A 19,883-nucleotide genomic window follows, 5' to 3' on the forward strand; every position below is an offset into this window, starting at 1 on the left:
TTTATCCCTTATTGGTGCTGAGCCGTTTTTCAACATATAACATGGCCCTGGAAATCGAGATGGTCAATACCAGATAGACTAGCGCGACGGCCATGTACACTTCAAAAGCACGAAAATTCACTGCTGTTATTTCCTGGCCGGTTCGCATCAGTTCTCCTACTCCGATAACCATCAACAAAGAAGTGTCCTTGAGGCTGATAATAAACTGGTTGCCCAAGGGCGGAATCATTCTTTTTAATGCCTGGGGCCAGATGATGTGCAGCATGGTCTGCGTGTGGGTAAGGCCGATGGAGCGACCCGCCTCCATCTGGCCAGGATTGATGGATTGCACTGCCCCGCGAACAATTTCCGCAATATAGGCTCCTGAATTAACAGCAATAATGATGATCCCTGCCGTTATTGGTGGAATACGGATGCCAACGGCCATGGGAACGCCATAATAAAGAAACATAGCCTGAACGAGCATAGGCGTTCCACGAATGGATTCTATGTAGATACCTGCAATCTTGCGGATAAAAAAGTTGCGCGAGATTTTTAACAGACCTGCTCCCGAACCAAGAAGAAAGCCGAAGAAGATGCCGCCAACAGTTATCTGTAAGGTAAGTTTGAGCCCACGCATGAGCATGGGAATGGTTTCAATAACAACAGTAGGTTCAAATTGAAAAGCCATAAATGTCCGGAAGATGAATTTTAATAAACAGGGTTTCTGGCAGAGGAACGAAAAAGGCCGTTAGGTAGACATAGCAGGTGGAGGCTATGCGGTAACGGCCGGTTTTGTGGTATTACGTTATAGGTTGAGAAGTGTATTATTTAGGCTCTGTTCCAAACCATTTCACATACAGTTCTTTGTAGGCACCGCTGGCACGTAATGCTTCCAAAGCTTTGTTGACCTTGGCAACTAATTCGCTACCCTTGGGAAATCCAATGCCATAGGACTGTCCTTGATAGATAGGGCCGACAATTTTCACCTTCCCATGGCCGGCTTTGCGTACGAAATCACTTACAACCGGCGAGTCAAAAATTACTGCATCCGCACCACCGCTCATTAATTCCATAAACATGGCATCGTTGTTTGGGAAAAGCTTCACTTCTTTTGCTTTGGCATTGGCTTTGACAAAGTCCACAGAGGTGGTTCCAAGTTTAGTGGAGACGACCTTACCATCCAGTCCCGTAATATCATGTATCTGCTGGTTATCTTTGTTCACCAGGATAATCAGGCCTGCATTGTAATAACCATCTGAAAAGTCAACGACTTTTGCTCGTTCGGGTTTGATGGTGATGCCTGCGATACCAACGTCGAGTTGTCCGGATTGGAGACCTGGGATGATACCGTTGAAATCCATTGGTTGGAGTTCGTATTCCACACCGATGTGCTTGGCAATCGCATCCCAGAGTTCAACGTCGAATCCGGTATGTTTACCGGTTTTAGGATCCTTGAATTCAAACGGGGGGAAGTTGGTGTCGCAGGCAACGGTCAGTTTCTTGGCCATTGCAGTTGCATTGGCACCAATAACGATGGCAATTGCTGCCATAAGGGTAATGACTTTTTTCATACATCCTCCTTAAGTTTTTTGCAGATTTACTTCAGTGGAACTGCGGCGCTTGTTTTTAATACAATTTTCGCTATGGCGAGGGTGTTTATCACAAACACAACCATCCGTGAGCATGACAGATTACGGGTGAGAGTTCAACTGTTAAATCGTTCTCTTGACGCTCCGTCTCTTTGTTTGATATGGGGGGAAAGACTGTGGTTTTTAGAGACATATTTGCTTGGATGGATAATAAAATCTATATTCATGGAGAGGTGGCCTGCATGGTCATTTTTTGTAAGCCTATGAAGGCGTCTTTGACCATCGACGAGAAACAGTGATTATAACTTGTCATGGGGGGCGTAAGTCGTGCTTTTGTTGATAACATCTGCCATGCTTATCACTGCATAGTATTTTCAACCTGACCTTTTCCGATGCAGTGCTGGGTAAAACATAATGGCTCACCGAATTAGATCCTGATATGATTTGTATCATACTCTAACTGAGGTGCTGCTAGAAATAATGAATAACAACGGGAAGGGGTAAGATCCGCAAATACTCAAGGTGCTGTCGAGTGCGAGCAAAAGTTGGATGAAATTTGGCTGGATTGTGCAAGGAGACAGGGGGAAGGGGGATCGTAATTTAGGTTCTTGGTTTATAAGAAATACTGATGAGTATGTTTAGAGAAATTTCACATATTTCCCTTGCTGTTCACGGCTAAATACACTAAAAAACGCACAGACATTTTGTAAATTTAATGCCATTGTTTTGTCTGGAGAGACTGTATGCTCACAGTCAAGACTGACATTCTGAAACGGAGGAGTAATTAATGAAACAAAACATCATGCGCGGCCCACTGCTTAAAGCCGGGGTTGTACTGCTTATCTTTACCCTGCTTGTATACTTTACCAGCACCTCTGCAGAGGGGAGTGTGTGGAGTAGTATTGCAATGATTTTTATTGGTGCCATTAATCTGATCAAATGGGCTTTTGGCATGATTATCGGGTTGTCATTGTGCCTGGCTGTACTTATCGGTATTTTTCTTGGTGCCGTTGCCATGGTCAACAAGGAAAGTGCTGCTGGTATGTATGCGAGTTTAAAGTTGACCTTAGGCTCTTGGCTTGCAGATGGCCTGGCTGTTGTCGCCAATGTGAAGGCATCGGCGCAGCAGGAATCAGCATCTCCAAAAGTGGAAAAGGCTTTGCTAAATGATACCACCAAGGTTGATGAAATTCACAGTATGCTTGAAAGTAAGCTCAACGAGTTAACCAATAAAATCCATGCTCTTGAGTCAAAGATGGATGCTTTTGCCTCCACTGACAAGCTGGATCAGGTTGCCGGCGAGGTCAATGCGTCAGGGGATGCCTTGCAAAAACTCAGTGAAGTCCTCACCGGATTAGAGACAAAAGTTGAGGCCGCTCACGGTAAATTGCAGGATATTTCTTCGGAAAAGCTGCTTGGTGATTTACCAGGTCGGGTTAAGACTATTGAGGCAAAGGATATTGCCAGTAAGGATGACATCAAACCCATTGTGGATTTGGTGGAGAGATTGCAAACAGAGATTCAGGAAGGTATTGCCGCTACTGCACAGAGCACCGAAGAAGAAGCAGCCGCCAGTGGTGGTGATGGAAGCGAGCAGGATATGCACCGCTTGTTTAGTTATTTTGAAGATGTTGCAGACCAGGAAAGGATTCAGTCATTGGTTGAGGAAACATTGAAAAAGGACATGACCTATGCTCAGGTGATGAATCACCTTGTCAAGGAAATGGGTGATGAAAAAGGACAGATTATTTCAGACCACCCGTCGTTGGCTAAAGATTATATTCGCCAAATCAGACGCGCTTAAACTACATAGCTGTTTGTAGGAACATTAAACCCTGTCTTCTGCTTTGCAGAGGACAGGGTTTTTTTTTATGTCATTTTTTCGAAGCGTAGGTAGGGGCGAGCAGCATATTTTAACGGGGCAGAAGCTCTTTGAAGTATTCAATGGAGGGGAAACTGCATGAATACTGCACTCGCTGCCTACTGCTGGGTCTGGCTACAAAAAGTAAATGGCCCATGCCGTATTGCTGTGCTGAAGACAGAACTTTTTCCGTATCGTCAATGAGCAGCGTCCGTTGCTTATCATAGTTAAGAAGTTTTTCCAGCTTATTCCAGAAGAGCGGCTCTTCTTTGGCTAAGCCGATTTCTTCGGCACAGATAATTTGGTCAAACCACGGGTCAAGAGCTGTTTTTTCAAGTTTTATGGAGAGTGTGCTCGAATGAGCGTTGGTCACAAGATAGAGCTTTTTGCGCATCTTGATGCAGTGTTCAAGGAATTCTATCACATAAGGATGCACGCCGATGAGATGGTTGATACGCAACTTAAGCTCCGGGATATCCAGTCCCAGTTCACGGGACCAGAAACTGGTGTCAGCCCAGTTGAGGGTATCCTCAACTGCAGCATACCTGGCAAGCAATTCTTTTTTAGCTGCCTCCACCGAAATATCATAGGCAAGGCTATAGTGCTCGGGTAGGTATTGCTCCCAAAAATAGTCATCAAAATGTTTGTCCAGCAGCGTGCCGTCCATATCCAGCAAGATAGTATCAATGGCGTCCCATGAAAACTCGTGTATTGTTTTGTCACAGTAATTTTGCATAATTGTTAATTATCCTCAAGGGTGTTGAGCACCGTGTTAATTTGTTGATGAAGGCTTTTGTCTCCGACAAAAGGTACCAGCAATCGATGATCAGGTGTCAACCGCGGAGTGTTTTTGGATTTACCTTTGTGATTTTGGATCAGAACAATGAGCCGTTGCGGATCAAGAGGGCTGTTTTCCACGAAGTGAAAGACAAGGGTTGTTGGCGATTGTTCCAGCTTGTTGATATAAAGCGGGCGCAGTCTCTGTTTGAGTTCTATGATTTTTATCAAGTTTTGTGCTTCTTCCGGCAAGGGCCCGTAGCGGTCGGTGAGTTCTTCACAGAGATCCTGCAGTTCCTCATATGTTGCATTGCCCATGGCAGAGATGCGCCGATACGCCTGATAACGCTGGGGCGTGTCTGTGATGTAGTCGTCAGGGAGAAAGGCGGTTAATTGAAGTTTGACTTCTGGGTCAATATCAATAACGGTCGACTGACCGTTCTCACGAGCGAGAGCCTGCTTTTTCAGGTCTGCAACCGTTGCCTGGAGGAGTTCGAGATAGAGGTCGTAGCCGACCGCAGCAATATGGCCGGACTGAGAAACGCCTAGCAGATTGCCTCCGCCGCGGATCTGCAGATCATTCATGGCTAGTTTAAATCCACTGCCTAATTCTGAGTTGTCCATCAGGGCACGGAGTCGTTTTTTGGCATCACTGGTTAAGCTGTCCAGGGAGGGGACAAACAAGTAGGCGTATGCCTGTCGCGAAGAGCGGCCGACGCGACCGCGGAGCTGATAGATATCAGCAAGCCCGAGATGGTCTGCCCGGTTGATGATGATCGTATTCGCGTTTGGGATGTCAAGGCCGGACTCAATGATTGTGGTGCACACCAAAATATCGATTTTATGATTGATGAACTGTACCATCACGTTTTCGAGCTGCTGACCTGACATCTGCCCATGAGCAATTCCGATCCGCGCCTGAGGAACCAGATCAGCTATGGTTTCTGCAGCCCTATGGATTGTTCGGACCCGGTTGTGTACAAAAAAGAGCTGACCACCACGCTGCATCTCTTTCATTACCGCTTCTCTGATAACCAGCTGGTCATGACGGGCGAGAAAGGTTTTGACTGCCCTTCGTTGCTGGGGGGGAGTAGAGATAACAGAGAGGTCTCGGATGCCGAGTAGCGACATTTGCAGAGTCCTTGGGATGGGCGTTGCGGTCAGAGTCAGAACGTCAACCGAAGCCTTGAGACGTTTGATTTTTTCTTTATGGCTGACACCGAACCGATGTTCTTCATCTATGATCAGCAGCCCCAGGCGATTGAATTGAATATCTTTGGAGAGCAACCTGTGCGTGCCGACCACAAGATCAATTGAACCGGCAGCCACACCAGCGCTGATTTCTTTTTGCTGTTTGGTGGTACGGAAGCGGTTCAAACAGCGTATTTCAACCGGAAAAGAGGTGAAACGATCACGAAAGGTGGCAGCGTGCTGCTCTGCAAGTACGGTTGTCGGGACAAGAATAGCTACCTGAAATCCATCCTCTATGGCTTTAAAAGCGGCCCTTGCCGCAACCTCGGTCTTGCCGTAGCCTACATCGCCGCAGACAAGTCTGTCCATGGGCTGTTCGCTGGTAAGATCTGCAAGGGTATCGTCTATAGCTTTTGCCTGGCCCGGTGTCTCTTCAAAGGGAAAGGATTCTTCGAGTTCGCGGTAAAGCTCACCTGGAGGACTGAATTGATGTCCTTTGCGGATCGCTCTTTGAGCATAGATCTCGAGCAACTCTTGGGCAACCTTCCATACCGCATCTGTTACCTTTTGCTTGGTCGCTTGCCAGCGCTGACTGCCCAGGCTGTCGAGTTTGGGTTGTTGATCTGTCAGCCCCTGGTATTTACTTACCCAGTGTAGCTTGTCAACCGGGACATACAGTTTATCATCGTTGCGGTAGTCGATGAGCAGGAAATCGCCTCGATTTCCTGAGATTTGCATATTAACCAACCCCCTGAAAATACCAACACCGTGCTCCCTGTGGACAACTGCATCACCATCGCTGAGCTGATCAAGTGGGAGCGGTTGGCTGTCTGCTTGTCCTCCCTTGTGCTTGCGTCGCCCCTTTTGGAGCCTTTTGTCACCAAAAAGTTCCGTAGCCGAGAGAATGTGATGTTTTTCGTCAGCAAGGTCAAACCCTTTGGACAAGGGGTGATCCACGAGCAGAATTTCATCTGTGGGATGAGGTGTACTCAGATTGATCGGGGCTGCTATCAGGCGGGACCGTAGGTGGTAGTTTTCAAACAGTTCGGAAAAGTGCCTTGCCTGACGCTCTGATTTACAGGCAAGCAAGGTGGTGGCACCTTTTTCCTGCCAGGGTATGATTCGGTCTGTCAGCGGGGCAAGCAGACCACGTTTTTTACGCTGGAGTTCAATTTCCTGGCGGAGCAGACTATGATCACCGGCATTAACACTCAAGGGAGGTTCGGGATTATCCGGATCGGGAAGTTGGACAAACCGTGCCTTAAGCCGCGCCTGGTAGAGGGTATCTGTTTCCTCTTTGGTTAAAAACAGTTCATTTGGGGGGAGTGCTGCTACATCCCCGGCCAAGGCCTCATTGTAATTAGCGTCTATCCGTTCGCGGACGATATCCAAAGACTGCCGCACCCCAAAGGGATCATAGACAAAGAGTGCGCATTCTTGGGGAAGATAGTCAAAAAAACAATGAAGCTTATCCGTGCCGCCATAGAGTAGCGGCAGCATAAACTCGATTCCTGGAAAACGGTATTCCTGGCTGAAATAGTCCCTGATCTGGATGTGAGAGTCAGAGCGCCACTGATATTGGTCGGCACTTTTTGTCAGTGCCTCCTCCCATAGCCCTTTTCCTTGCTTTTGAGGAAAAAGCATATCTGAAGCCGGCAGCAGGACCGCTTCTTCCAGCTGGTCAAAGGATCGTTGACTGACAGGGTCGAAAATACGTATGGTTTCCAGGGTATCTCCGAAAAAATCCAACCGAAGAGGACCTGTGCCATTATCAGGATCATGGGCTGGTGGAAAAATATCAACAATACCGCCCCGAATTGCCAGGTCACCCTGCTGCTGCACGAGTTCACAGGTTTGGTATCCTGCACGGATCAACGTCTGGATAAGCGCATCACGGTCAATCTCTTCACCTTGAATGAGCAACTCGCAGTGATCGTTAAAAGCACTTTTAGGCAGGATCTTTCTCAGGATTGCTTCTGCAGAAGTGAGGATAATGCAAGGTTCTGTAAGCTCCTGGAGTAAGTACAGAGCGGAGAGCCTCGCCCCAACCGTAGCCGGATCGGGAGACAGGGGGGTATATGGGGGGATTTCGAAACTGGGGTAAACCAGTACCTTTGCACTGGTAAAAAGTGCTATATCCTGGGCAAAGGTTTCAAGTTGTTCGTCAGAGGGAATAATACAGCAAAGCGAAGTCCCAAGCGCTTCCAGGGTGCGGCTTAAAAATAATGCAGTGGAAGCGCTGTTCAGGCCCGTTATGTCAGGTGGTTGTGAACTGCCTTCGCACAGCCGTTTAAGGAGCGACTGCATGAATGTACTCTTTTAAATTGAGGGTAAGGAACGCTTAAAACGTACCGCCCATGCTGAAGTCCCAGTTGGAACTGTCTTCGTCTTCCTGCCTGTCCAGGTTGAATCCCCATGCCAGTCTGAGCGGGCCTAAAGGAGAAAGCCAGAGGATACCGACACCAGCGGTTTTTTTGAACTCATTGAAGTCCCAGCTTTCATCGACTCCGTATACATTACCAAAGTCGGTGAAAACTTCGCCCTGCATACCCATATCTTTGAGCAGTGGGAAAATAACGGATACGGTTCCATACCACATCTTGTCACCACCGATTTTTTCACCGGTCTCTTCATCAAGCGGACTGATCGAATAGGACTCAAAACCACGGATAGAGTTCATACCACCCAGGTAAAAATGTTCGTACACTGGGAGTTTGTCGTCCTCATTGGCAAAAGCCTGGCCGGCAGCACCTTTGACATGAAAAACCGTATCCCAGATCATGGGGAACCACCAGGAGGAAGCACCTTCTATCTTCGTATACTGGGCATCTCCGCCAAGAGGGCCGCCTGCATATTTAATACTTGCCGAGTTGCGTGAACCAGTGCTGGGAGAGAAGGTACGGTTTCTGGTGTCACGCACCAGAGACAAACGGACGGAACTGTTCAGGTTGATCTCGGCAGAGCGTTTGATTACCTCGGAGGCGTCGTCGTCGATGTCACTCAGGTCGGTATTTTCAATGGTGTAGCCATAGTAGGCATACCACTTTTCGATGAGCGGATGACCGATGCGTACCCCCGCACCTGTGGACGCTTTGGTGTAATCATCATATTCTGTTTCCCAGTTATAGAGATCAACTCCACCGGAAACATTGGAGTCAAACAGTCTGGGATTGGTAAAGGCAAGTTTATATTTGGCCGATTTGCTGCTGAGATAGCCTGTCAGCGATAACCGGTTCCCTGTTCCCAGGAAATTGTCTTCGCTGATTTCCCCCATGAACATCACATTTTCAGAGGAGGAATACCCTGCACCAATACTAAACTGCCCGGTGGCTTTTTCCTTGATATCGACCACCACGTCCATTTTATCTTCGTTGAGCGTCGGTTTAGGAGTAACGGTAACCTCCTCAAAATAACCCAGGCGCTGTAATTTAAGGGTTGAGGTGCGAATGGCTTTAGAGTCAAACAGGCCACCTTCTTTAACCTGAAGATCCCTGCGGATGACATTGTCCCTGGTGCGGGTATTGCCTTGGATTTCCACCCGGTTAAAATACACCAGTGAGCCTTTTTCTATGTGGAGCATGATATCGACACGCTTGCCCACGTCGGTTTTGTTTACTCTGGGAGTGACTTCCGCAAAAGCGTAACCATTCTCAGCATACACATCGGTGAGGCGGGTGGTATCTTCGCGCAGTATCTGACGGTTGAGAAACGGTTCCTGGCGGATTTGCAGCTTACTAATCAGCAGCTCTTTATCTTTAATAAGGTCGCCTTCCACGTCAACAATACCGACCCTGTAACGGGGGCCTTCTTCAATTGGAAAGGTGATGTACAGGCCATCATCTTTTTGATCGACCACAGGGGTGCCGACTTTGGATTCGATAAAACCATGGTTTTGATAAAAAGCGCCAAGCCGAGCCGCATCTTGCTTGAGGATATCCATCTTTAACACACCGGCATCGGTCAGCCAGGAGAGCCACCAGCTGTAGGTGCCGGTCTGGATAATATCGAGCAGGTCGCTGTCTTCAAAGGTGGTGTTACCTTGAAAGGTAATCTCTTCGACGCTTATTTTGTCTCCTTCCTGGATAACTAAACGTACTTCTGCGTTATCTTTAGAGGGATAGCTGATAGTTGCCTCTACCTCAGTATTGTAATAGCCTTTTGACTTGTAGAGCTCTTTTACCCTGGTAACAGCATCATTGACCTTGGTTGGATTAAGAATGGTGTTGGTTGCAATGTTAGCAGCATCACGGACATTTTCTTCTTTGATGTTATCTGTGCCGGTAATGACCACACTACCGATGAGTGGCTTTTCCTGGACTCTAAAAAGAATTTTTTTTCCGTTGTCGGTATCAGTTGCCTCTATTTCCACATTGTCAAAATAGCCCATGGAAAAGACGGTTTTTAAATCCTCTCTAAGGCTTGTAGGGTCATAGATGTCCCCTGGTTTGGTTGTAATTTTGCGAAGGATAGCCCCTGCGTCGATACGTTTATTGCCGGCTGGGGCAATGGAAGCGACGGTGAAGCTGCGGTTGGCGAAACTGACAGCCTCGGCAACGACTTCACTGATAACGCGGGATAAATCTTCAAGGGAATCTGTTTCACGAAAATAGGAGTAAGGCGAGCTCGGTTGCAAGGCATCAAATACGGAGAAATCGAGGCTGTACTTGTCTCCCAGTTGGGTGAGACTGCCTATGGCCACATAGTCATAACCCGTTTTTTCAGAGATTTGGTTGATGATCTTTGCAGGCGGAGGCCAGGTCCCTTTATAATCTACAAGAGACGTCGCCTTGTTTCTGGAAATGGATGTATAATTTTTTTCAGCTACGCTCTTTTCTAAGGCCCTATCAACTGGAACAAGTAAGGTTTCCGGGTTGGGAGCATTGATTTTTAAGGGAATAAATGCAGTGTTTTGCTCTATTGCCAGGGCCGATGGTATACAATAGAGCAAGACAATTGCTAAGAGCGTAGAAAAGCTATACAGAAAAGAGGGTGTAATTCGAATAGACGACTGCATTGAACGATTCCTGTGAAAGAAAGCTTTGTCAGGGAAGTTATGTTAACTGATTGTATGTGGCAGGAGACAATCTACGTTGTGTTGAAATTCTACTACCAAGAATAACGCTGGCATTATGACACGTTCCTTTATTTTTGCAAAGAATTATAATCTTACTATGCTGTTGGCTTCTTTCGCCACCTTTCCGGAACGAAGGCGAAATTTATTGTTCGACAGGTGTTGTAGGTGCCTCATCGACCTTGTGCTTGTTGTCCAACAATTTCTGGACAGCATTATGGAGTGACAAAGCAAGGGCTTGTTTGTCCCTTGATTTGTAATGGTTGGTTGGCATGGGGGTACCTATACGAATGGTAATTTTACCGTTGTCAGCCAATAGCTTTTTCTTGGGGAGTATCGAATAAGAGCCGTTAAAGCCGATGGGAACTACCTGGACCCCGGACTTTATGGCCAGGAGAATAGCGCCTGTCTTAAATTCCTGAAGCTTACCATCGGAACTGCGAGTCCCTTCGGGGAAAATTAACACCGAATTGCCCGCGGCAATCTGCTCGGCAGCCTTGTCCAGACTTTTCATTGCTTGTCGCCCTTTGGAACGGTCAATAGCGATGTAGCCCACCTTTTTCATGGTTTGGCCGAAAATAGGAATATTAAAAAGTTCTTTTTTGGCGATCCATCTGAATGTATAAGGGAAATAGCCTTGAAAACTAAAGATGTCGAATTGGCTGGCATGATTGCCGACAAATATGTAGGTCTGGTCAGGCTGTATATTTTCCAGGCCTTCAACTTCTACCTCTGCGCCAACAAGCTTACAAAGTATTCTGCCCCAGAGACGGGGGTAAAAAAGAGCTTTGTCTTTGTCTTTACGAAACCAGGTGAGATCGAGCCAGGCAAGCGTCGAAATGATAATGGTCAGGGGAGGGGCAAGGATCAGTGTAACTGCTGCACGGACATATTGAAAGGGAGACATCGTGATTGTGATAGTTAAGGTGGATGTAGTTGGTTGTGCCTGTGATCTTTATATTGATTCCATGTAACAAGGAAAGATAGCAACAGAAAGCCGGTCTATTCATCCTTTTCTGCAAAGTCGAAATATACATGGACAGATAAAATCTGCAAGGTTATGTCACCGTCTCCCTTGGCTACAATGATAGAAAGAGTGCCCAGGCAGCTTGGCGGGTTGTTATAAACAGGTGCTTTTTCTTCGATTGGTATACCAGATTTAAATGGGGAGTATGGATGGTGCATACATATATTGAGGCCTTGCACGACCTCCTGTTTCCTCCGCAGTGCCTTTGCTGTGAACAACGGCTGGACACATCCAGGCCTCCGCTTATCTGTCCTTCCTGTCGCGACAACCTTCGATTTATTTCCTCCCCCCTTTGCATCACCTGCGGTATGCCTTTTCCGGGTGGTGAAGATCATCTCTGTGGATCATGCCTTCGCAATCATTATCTTTTTGATTACGCTCGCTCTGCCTTGTTTTATCAGTCCCCTGTAAGCAACCTCCTGTTGGCACTTAAATTCTCCAATGCCACCTCAGCAGTACCTACCTTGAAAAAAATAGCCGAACAATCAGGTATGTTAGCACATTTTGCTGTGCCTGATATCATTATTCCGGTGCCGCTGCATATAGGGCGATTACGGGAACGGGGGTTCAACCAGGCTCTGGTGCTTGCTCGTCATTGTTTTCCCCAGTGGAGAACATTAACACATGCAAGCTTGTTAGTACGGACCAAAGCCACCAGTCCGCAATCCTCACTGAGTGGTCAACAGCGGCGACAAAATCTTAAAGGGTGTTTTCAGCTGTCGAGATCGGGTTTGTTGACAGGGAAAAAAATACTCCTTGTGGATGATGTTTTTACGACTGGCAGTACCATAAACGAATGTTCTCGTGTTTTGCGCCGCGAAAAACCCAAACGGATAGAAGTTTTCACTGTCGCGAGGAGCTTGCAGTTATAGCGTTTTTTTAAACAGATGGATCCTCTGTCGGCGCTTTCGATCCCTATCTTTCTTGTTTTTTTTATTCCTTAACTCATTGACATAATGGAAAAAGATGGTAAGCAATCGCGCCACGCCTTGATGGGCGTTGTGGGTAAAAGTGTCATAAAAAAATGACATTTTTTTTGAGTCGAAACAGACGTGGAAACTACGCAATAGAGGGCAATTAAACCATAGGGGTGTTTCGTAAGCTGAAAATTGAGCATATTTTAGTTAAGGAGAGCTGTGTGGAGCATTGTAGAGTTATGCAGTTGTTAGTAACTTGTTAGTAACTTGTTCGGTTAGTTTTTAAGTAGTTGTTTGTTCGTGTCTTTATGAAAATGCTGAGGAAAGAAACGGTAGGTTGGGGAGATGCGTCCTGAGCTCGCTCTATACACTGAATCTTTCATTATCCTGGAATTTGTTAATATACTCTTGATTTGTACCTTGAAATCAGTCCATATCGATTTTGACCGGAAAAGGGATTTTAGGTACATCAATGGTCATAGCAAAAAACAGATGTCCACGTAGTACCTTCCTGTACATATTTACTAATAAAATCAAGTAGTTTTAAGGAAAAGACCTTATGATATGGAATGCGATCAAATCATCGTTACTCTCTTCTTTGCCGGAAAGCGAATTCGGTTTGTGGATTAAACCGTTAGAATGCCGAGAGCAAAGCGAACAGAGTATTGAACTGGTTGGGCCGGATCGCTATTTTTGTGCATGGGTTGAAGACCGCTATATTGATCTCATGAAAGGTGCTGCCGGTAAGATGGGCATGACGCCTGAAATAAAAGTGCTGGCAGCTGAGGCACCAGTGGTTTCACGTACAAGTAGTACCAGAGAACAGTTGCGTCTTCCCGGCGTTTCCGTGAACCAGTCCAGATATCGTTCTCTGCATCCGGCATTTACCTTTGATCAATTTATGGTCGGGGAATCAAATGTGTTGGCACAGTCTGCCTGTTCTGCACTTGCCACTGGTGATAGAACATATGGCAACTGTCTGTTCATGAACAGCACCACCGGACTTGGTAAAAGTCATTTGACTCAGGCCGTGGTCCATGAGGTGCTCAACTCCGCACCTGCAACCCGGATGCAATATCTCACTGCCCAACAGTTTACTGCAGATATGGTAAAGAACCTCCGTTCCAACTCCATGGAGCAGTTTTCCAAGAAGTATATTAACAGTTGCGATCTCCTGTTGGTCGAAGACGTTCATACGCTTGTCGGTAAAAATAAGACCCAGGAAGAGCTGAATACGATTCTTGATTACCTGATTAAATCAGGCCGTCGGGTAATTTTGACATCTGCAGTTGCGCCTAACAAACTCAAGGGCTTGGACGAAGACTTCCGCAGTCGGATGACTTCCGGTCTGGTGACCGATATTGTGTGCCCTGACTATGACACCAGAACTCGTATCATTCAACATAAGCTGCACGGCAGCAATCTGCAATTGGACGAAGAACTTGTCGATTACCTGGCCAGAAAACTGAAAGGAGACATACGGCGGGTGGAAAGCACCATTCTCGGGATCAAGGCCAAGTCGAGCCTTCGTCGTCAAGCTCCTGATATGGATATGCTCAAAGAGATTATGTCAGGATTTGTTTGCCAAACTGAAGAAATGTCTGCTGCCGGTATTCGAGATCTGGTCAGTGAGCAGTTTAAGGTCAGTACCGACGATTTGCGATCTCGGTCCAGAAAAAGAGCCATCACTTACCCGCGTCAGATCGCAATGTATTTGACCCGTAAATTTACCAAAGACTCACTGGCTGACATCGGTGGGATGTACAACCGTGACCATTCAACGGTTTTGTATGCAGTCAAGGTTATCACCCGCGACATGGCTCGCCAACAAGCCACCAAGGAGCAAGTGGATATGCTCTGCTCAAAGTTGGAGCACTGAGCATTTTTTACATCGATTTTTTTGCACAAAGAGCAGGTGGCGGGAGCTGCCTGCTCTTTTTTTTAGAAGTAAACTCCCTTCACCTCTGCACTATCTCCCTGTTCCTGTCTGGTTATAATCCTTTGCGCCATTTTCCGGCCTTCTTGGGTCATGTCATTTATACCGATACCCTTCCAGCCGAATCCGCAAATATGCAGATTGGGTTCGCCCTGCATTACCCTTTCCCGCCAGGCCAGTAGATCAGTATATCCGCTCTCCAGTTGAGGAATACCATAAGGGGAGCGTAAAACTTTGCTGAAACATGGGGCCTTGGGCAGGTCCATAATTTGCCGAATATCCTGGTACACGTAATTGATCAGCTCATTGTCTGTAAGCTGGAGCCGTTTTGCATGTCGACGTCCGCCCACCAGCACTTCTATTATTTGATGCCCTTGAGGAGCGCGACCGGGAAACATATGTGAAGAAAACAGGGTGCCAAGGGAGAATCGTTCTTCTCTTTCAGGTGCCAGGTAGCCAAAACCAAAGGGGATCTGCGCTTCTTCTGTGAAGCCGAGGATTACAGAAATAATACGGGCCTCCGGGATACTTGCAAGCGGTGGCTGCATGGGCTGTGCGTGTCTCAGCAGAGGAAGACCTGTATTCACAGGAAGTGCAACAACCAGATCGGCACAGTGGTAGGTCGTAGCACCTGTGGCTACCTGCCATTGGTCATCTGTTTTGGTCAGTGCGGTTGCCTCGGTGTTATAGAGTATAGTGGCTTTGTCGCCGATTTTCTCGCTAAGGCGTTGCGGGAGCCTGCCCATTCCTCCCTTGAAACTGGTCATTGCAGGCATGCCTTTACGTTTATGGTCCCCTTTGCGTTTGGCAAACATTTTTTTGATGACGCCACGAATAACAGAACCGTGTTGTTGCTCAAGGGCTCTGACACCGGGCATTACTGCATCAATTTTTAGTTTGTTGATGTCACCGGCATAGGTACCGGTAAAAACGGCATCTGCAAACGGGAGCAGAGCTTTTCCAAACCTGTATTCAACCCACTGGGCCACAGAAGGGGAGGCCGGCATGGGCTTTTTCCAGAGATCTGCGAGTACGCGTAACTTTGCCGGAACAGAGATCAATGGTTGCCTGAGGATGCGCAGCGGCGTTTGGGGAATGCATTGGAGTCTGCCGTCCAGGCAGACATAGCGGACAAACTCGGCAAGTGGTGTTGTTTCCAATTCACCTTCAAGGGATGCGAAGCGAATAAGCTCTCTGCTGGCCTCACAGTTATCAAGAAATCCGTGGGGACCCCATTCGGCTAGAAATCCATCCTGGTGATAACTGCTGATGGCTCCACCGCTTTGCTCTGTTTTTTCCAGCATTAAAATGCGTAGATCCGGTTGCTGATCGAGGAGGAAGGCAGCCGTGGAAAGCCCTGATATGCCGGTACCGATGATGCAGACGTCGTAGAATTGATTGTCCATAGTGTGGTAACAAAAATAAAATTTACAAAAGGGAGCATGGTGTGCCGAGTCTTGACAGGCAGCTAATCGTGCTTACCATGTTCGCCGGATAAAAGAAAGGCCCATTTTGCTTGGGGTTTCTGGTGAAAAAGCGCGTTATTCAATGGGTATAGGCCGTTGTATATCGCGTATGGTTCATATGATGGAAGAGCTGTCATAGCCCGGATAAATTCGGGATAGAGGGTCGCCGTGGGGGATGCAACTGGATTGCAATCATGCGCCGGCATGAATGGTAGGCCCCGTTCTCATAAATAACACTAAAAAGTAGAAAAAGAGGATTTGTATCATGACTGAAGCACAGGTCGAAACCAAACAGTTTCAAGCAGAGACCAGGAAGGTTCTGGATATTGTCATTAACTCTCTGTACACGGAACGAGATATTTTTGTGAGAGAGTTGGTTTCCAATGCGGCTGATGCTCTGGAAAAATATCGACACCAAAGTTTGGTCGAGCAGGCTGAGTTTGATGCCCATGTACCGCTTGAGATCAACATTGACTGTGATGATAAAAAGAAGACCTTAACCATCACTGATACCGGCATTGGTATGACCAAAGAGGAGTTGGAAACCAACCTGGGGACTATTGCCCATTCCGGTTCCAGCCGTTTTTTTGAAGAGCTTGCCGAGGCCGTGAAAAAAGATGTCAGCCTCATCGGTCAGTTTGGTGTCGGCTTTTACTCGGTATTCATGGCTGCCAAAAAAGTGACGGTGCAAACCCGTTCATGGGACGGCAGCGAAGGACACGAATGGATCTCGGATGGTGGAGGAACCTATACCGTCAGCCCCTGCGAAGGGCTTCATCGAGGCACCAAAATTATCATCGACCTGAAGGAAGATGCCGAGACCTATGCCACCAAGTTTACGGTTGAGCATATTATTAAGCAGTACTCTACGTTTGTTCCCTTTCCGGTCAAGGTGGAAGGTACGACCGTGAATACGGTCCAGGCAATCTGGTCCCGCTCTAAAAGCGAGATCACTGAAGAGGAATATACTGAATTTTATAAATTTATTGGTAACGCCGCCGATGAACCGATGTACAGGCTTCATTTCTCAGCGGATGCACCGTTGGCAATTAATGCGTTGGTGTATGTGCCTAAGGATAACTTCGAAGTTGCGGGTATGGGCCGGATGCAGCCGGGGGTTAACCTCTATTGTCAGAAAGTTCTGATTGATCAGCACAGTGAAAATATCCTGCCGGAATGGCTACGTTTTCTCAAGGGTGTGGTCGACTCGGAAGATCTGCCGCTCAATATCTCCCGCCAGTCGCTGCAGGATAATGCGTTGGTGTATAAGTTACGCAAGGTACTGACAAAGCGTTTTATCAAGTTCCTTAATGAGCAGGCCAAAAAGGATGCAGAGGGCTATCAGCAGTTCTGGAAGACCTTCGGCATTTTTATCAAGGAAGGCGTAACCTCTGATTTTGAGTTCCGCGATGATCTGGGCAAGCTGCTCCGCTTCGAATCCTCTGGAAGCGAAGCCGGTGAGATGGTCTCCCTGGATGATTATATCGCCAGAATGAAAGATGGTCAGGATAAGATCTATTTTATCAATGGTCCGAGCAGGGCTGCTGTGGAAAATGGACCTTACGTGGAGATGTTCAAGAAACGCGGTATTGAAATTTTTTACACCCTTGAGCCAATTGACGATTTTGTCCTTAATCATCTGGGGGAATATGACGGTAAAAAACTGGTCTCAGCAGATACAGCTGATATCCGTTTGCCCGAATCAACCGAAGATACCAGCTCTACCGAAGACAAGGAGCAGGGTGAGGCTTTGCCCGCGGATCAGGTGGAGGCGCTGTGCAAGTGGATAAAAGAACGTCTTGGTGATCGTGTGCAGGATGTTAAAAGTTCAACCAGACTGGTTGATAGCCCTGCCATGATTGTGAATGTGGACGGATTCATGACCTCCTCTATGGAGCGGATCATGCAAGCTTCCGGTCAGGAGGGCGGCTTGGGAGCGATGCACTCCAAAAAGGATATGGAGATCAATGGTTCCAGTTCATTGATTAAGAAGTTGGCCTCTCTCAAGGACGCAGATCCCGATTTTGCAGGCATCATTGTCGACCAGGTGTATGACAATGCCCTGATCCAGGCAGGACTGGTTATCGATCCCATGGAAATGGTCAGCCGCAATTATCGTATTCTGGAGCGGGCAGCCGGTGAAGAGTCCTAACCGCATGAACAGACAGTGATTACCCGGGTGCTGGGCCGCATTTGCTCGGCTGTGATGACGGCACCTTGTGGTGTGATCCTACTCTTGGCTTGAAAAAAGGTTGTGTTCACGATATATGAACACAACCTTTTCTTTTTTTCTTATTATCAATGCGCTGAAATGACAAAGGTCGTTTTTTTAAGGTCTTGAATGGTTGCTCTGGTTACAGGAGTAGACAAGGAGGTACTTGTGCGACATTTTTTTATGATTGTGGCTGTATTGTTGTTGCTGTGCGGGTGCCACTCCAAGGAGGTACGGCATCTTGCATCAGATGCATCACTGATCAAGCCCGGAGTAACAACATTAAATGATGTGCAGCTCTATCTTGGAGAACCTAACGGACAACGCAGAGTCTCACCGGTCGAGGTTGAGTACGTATACTATGAAGACCTTCCCGGTTTTATGGGGCATACGCCGATAGTAAGTTCCTGGGTGGATGGAGACGGATATGAAATGGTAGTGATAACTTTGAAAAATGACGTGGTAACCCGTTGTGAATTTCGGACCTTCAGCGAGGCTGATCAGGATTGGGTGGATGATTTTACTTGGGAAGAAGTCAAGTGAATTCTCCCTCTACATTTGATATTTATCGTCTACGCATGGTGGAAGAGCAGTTGGTATCTCGGGGAATCCGGGATCAACGGGTACTGGATGCCATAGGCACGGTTCCCCGGCATCTGTTTGTCGAAGATGCCATGCAAGCAAGTGCGTACGGTGATTTCCCTTTACCCATAGGCAGTGGACAGACTATCTCCCAGCCGTATATTGTGGCACTGATGACCGAGGCTCTCCAGCTTAAGGGCGGGGAACGGGTGTTGGAGATCGGCACCGGATCAGGCTATCAGGCAGCTATACTTTCCAGACTCTGTGAGCGAGTGTACACGGTGGAGCGCATTGATAGCTTGCTGGGCAGAGCCCGAAAAGTTTTTGATAAACTGCGTTATCATAATATCGTTTCCCGTATTGATGACGGTACTGTAGGCTGGGCCGATCAGGCGCCTTTTGATGCGATTGTCGTTACTGCCGGTGGGCCGGTCGTACCGCAACCCTTAATAGATCAACTGGCAGATTATGGCCGATTAGTGATTCCGGTAGGCGATCATGACGTGCAGGAACTCCAACTGCTGACCAAAGAGGAAGGGGAAATTACAGTGCAGCTGATTGAGCATGTACGTTTTGTCGATTTAATTGGTGCTCATGGCTGGCAGGGGTTCAATGGGCGATCATAAATTATCCCTTCTGCAGAGGATTTATAACCGGTGCATGCAGTGGATCCAGACACCTGCCGGTGTGTGGGCTCTTTTTTTCATTGCTGTGGCCGAATCTTCGTTTTTTCCGATCCCCCCTGATATTTTTTTAATAGCACTTTGTGTCGGTGCTCCGCAGAAATCTTTTAAATTTGCAGCAATTTGTGCTGTTGGTTCTGTTATCGGTGGCGCTATTGGCTACGGCCTGGGGATGGGATTTATGGAAACCCTTGGCCGGCCTATTCTTGACATGTACGGACTCCAGGACAAATACGCCACAGTCCAGGATCTTTACCGCCAATACGATGCGTGGGCCGTGGGAGCTGCCGGGTTTACCCCGCTACCGTACAAGTTGTTTACCATCACTGCCGGTGCATTTAAGATTAACTTTCCGACCTTCATGTTTATGTCCATTCTGGCAAGGTCAGCCCGCTTTTTTCTTGTTGCCGGTCTCATTTACAAGTTTGGGGCTCCTGTCCAATATTTTATCAATCGATATTTTAATATTCTCACCATCGTTTTTCTTGTATTATTAATAGGTGGGTTTATCCTGATCAAGGTGCTGTTGTAGCTTGAGCTGGTTTCTGATGTTTTTCCAAGATCGGCCTGTGCAGGCTGTGTGTTGGTA

General features: G+C 47.3%; 14 protein-coding genes. 7 read left to right on the forward strand and 7 right to left on the reverse strand.

Translation table 11 applies throughout. The features are described from left to right. Position 1: 1 nt before the first annotated feature. Positions 2-670, reverse strand: a complete 669-nt coding sequence (locus tag ACHZCY_RS13935) for an amino acid ABC transporter permease (RefSeq protein ID WP_205222132.1) — start codon at positions 668-670, stop codon at positions 2-4. A 136-nt stretch (positions 671-806) separates the two neighbouring features. After that, complete coding sequence (glnH, locus tag ACHZCY_RS13940) at positions 807-1,553, reverse strand: glutamine ABC transporter substrate-binding protein GlnH (protein WP_205222131.1); 747 nt, start codon at positions 1,551-1,553, stop codon at positions 807-809. Between the two features lie 805 nt (positions 1,554-2,358). Between glnH and ACHZCY_RS13945 the strand changes: the two genes are divergently transcribed. Beyond that, positions 2,359-3,375 (forward strand): hypothetical protein, encoded by a 1,017-nt coding sequence (locus tag ACHZCY_RS13945; RefSeq protein ID WP_319549317.1) that lies wholly within the window; start codon positions 2,359-2,361, stop codon positions 3,373-3,375. A gap of 109 nt (positions 3,376-3,484) precedes the next feature. Here the strand turns inward: ACHZCY_RS13945 and ACHZCY_RS13950 are convergent, their stop codons facing one another. The 4 genes from ACHZCY_RS13950 to ACHZCY_RS13965 all read right to left on the reverse strand — a co-directional run bounded on the left by ACHZCY_RS13950 (position 3,485) and on the right by ACHZCY_RS13965 (position 11,378). Next, the gene (locus tag ACHZCY_RS13950) at positions 3,485-4,168 is read right to left on the reverse strand and encodes an HAD-IA family hydrolase (protein ID WP_205222129.1); all 684 of its coding nucleotides are present in this window, start codon (positions 4,166-4,168) and stop codon (positions 3,485-3,487) included. Positions 4,169-4,173: 5 nt separating this feature from the next. Beyond that, entirely contained in the window at positions 4,174-7,707 is a 3,534-nt protein-coding gene (mfd, locus tag ACHZCY_RS13955; protein ID WP_319549318.1) for a transcription-repair coupling factor, read from the reverse strand. 34 nt (positions 7,708-7,741) lie between these two features. Next, positions 7,742-10,414, reverse strand: a complete 2,673-nt coding sequence (bamA, locus tag ACHZCY_RS13960) for an outer membrane protein assembly factor BamA (protein WP_319549319.1) — start codon at positions 10,412-10,414, stop codon at positions 7,742-7,744. A 202-nt stretch (positions 10,415-10,616) separates the two neighbouring features. Then, positions 10,617-11,378 (reverse strand): lysophospholipid acyltransferase family protein, encoded by a 762-nt coding sequence (locus tag ACHZCY_RS13965; protein ID WP_205222126.1) that lies wholly within the window; start codon positions 11,376-11,378, stop codon positions 10,617-10,619. Between the two features lie 269 nt (positions 11,379-11,647). On the opposite strand from ACHZCY_RS13965, the gene ACHZCY_RS13970 reads away from it, so the two are divergent. Next, a complete protein-coding gene (locus ACHZCY_RS13970) occupies positions 11,648-12,370 on the forward strand; it encodes a ComF family protein (protein WP_319549320.1) in 723 nt (240 codons plus the stop codon). A gap of 604 nt (positions 12,371-12,974) precedes the next feature. Then, positions 12,975-14,294 (forward strand): chromosomal replication initiator protein DnaA, encoded by a 1,320-nt coding sequence (gene dnaA, locus ACHZCY_RS13975; protein ID WP_319549321.1) that lies wholly within the window; start codon positions 12,975-12,977, stop codon positions 14,292-14,294. Positions 14,295-14,356: 62 nt separating this feature from the next. On the opposite strand, the gene hemG is transcribed toward dnaA, so the two are convergent. Further along, positions 14,357-15,757, reverse strand: a complete 1,401-nt coding sequence (gene hemG, locus ACHZCY_RS13980) for a protoporphyrinogen oxidase (protein WP_319549322.1) — start codon at positions 15,755-15,757, stop codon at positions 14,357-14,359. 325 nt (positions 15,758-16,082) lie between these two features. On the opposite strand from hemG, the gene htpG reads away from it, so the two are divergent. From htpG to ACHZCY_RS14000, 4 genes are all read left to right on the forward strand, one after another. After that, positions 16,083-17,969: a molecular chaperone HtpG gene (gene htpG, locus ACHZCY_RS13985; RefSeq protein ID WP_205222122.1), complete on the forward strand. Its 1,887-nt coding sequence runs from the start codon at positions 16,083-16,085 to the stop codon at positions 17,967-17,969. Between the two features lie 228 nt (positions 17,970-18,197). Continuing rightward, complete coding sequence (locus tag ACHZCY_RS13990; RefSeq protein ID WP_319549323.1) at positions 18,198-18,572, forward strand: putative periplasmic lipoprotein; 375 nt, start codon at positions 18,198-18,200, stop codon at positions 18,570-18,572. Positions 18,573-18,607: 35 nt separating this feature from the next. Beyond that, a complete protein-coding gene (locus ACHZCY_RS13995; RefSeq protein WP_205222154.1) occupies positions 18,608-19,237 on the forward strand; it encodes a protein-L-isoaspartate(D-aspartate) O-methyltransferase in 630 nt (209 codons plus the stop codon). A gap of 34 nt (positions 19,238-19,271) precedes the next feature. Then, complete coding sequence (locus tag ACHZCY_RS14000; RefSeq protein ID WP_232370983.1) at positions 19,272-19,826, forward strand: YqaA family protein; 555 nt, start codon at positions 19,272-19,274, stop codon at positions 19,824-19,826. Positions 19,827-19,883: the final 57 nt, after the last annotated feature.

The sequence above is a fragment of the Desulfogranum marinum genome, from assembly GCF_963675105.2.
GTDB lineage: Bacteria > Desulfobacterota > Desulfobulbia > Desulfobulbales > Desulfobulbaceae > Desulfogranum > Desulfogranum marinum.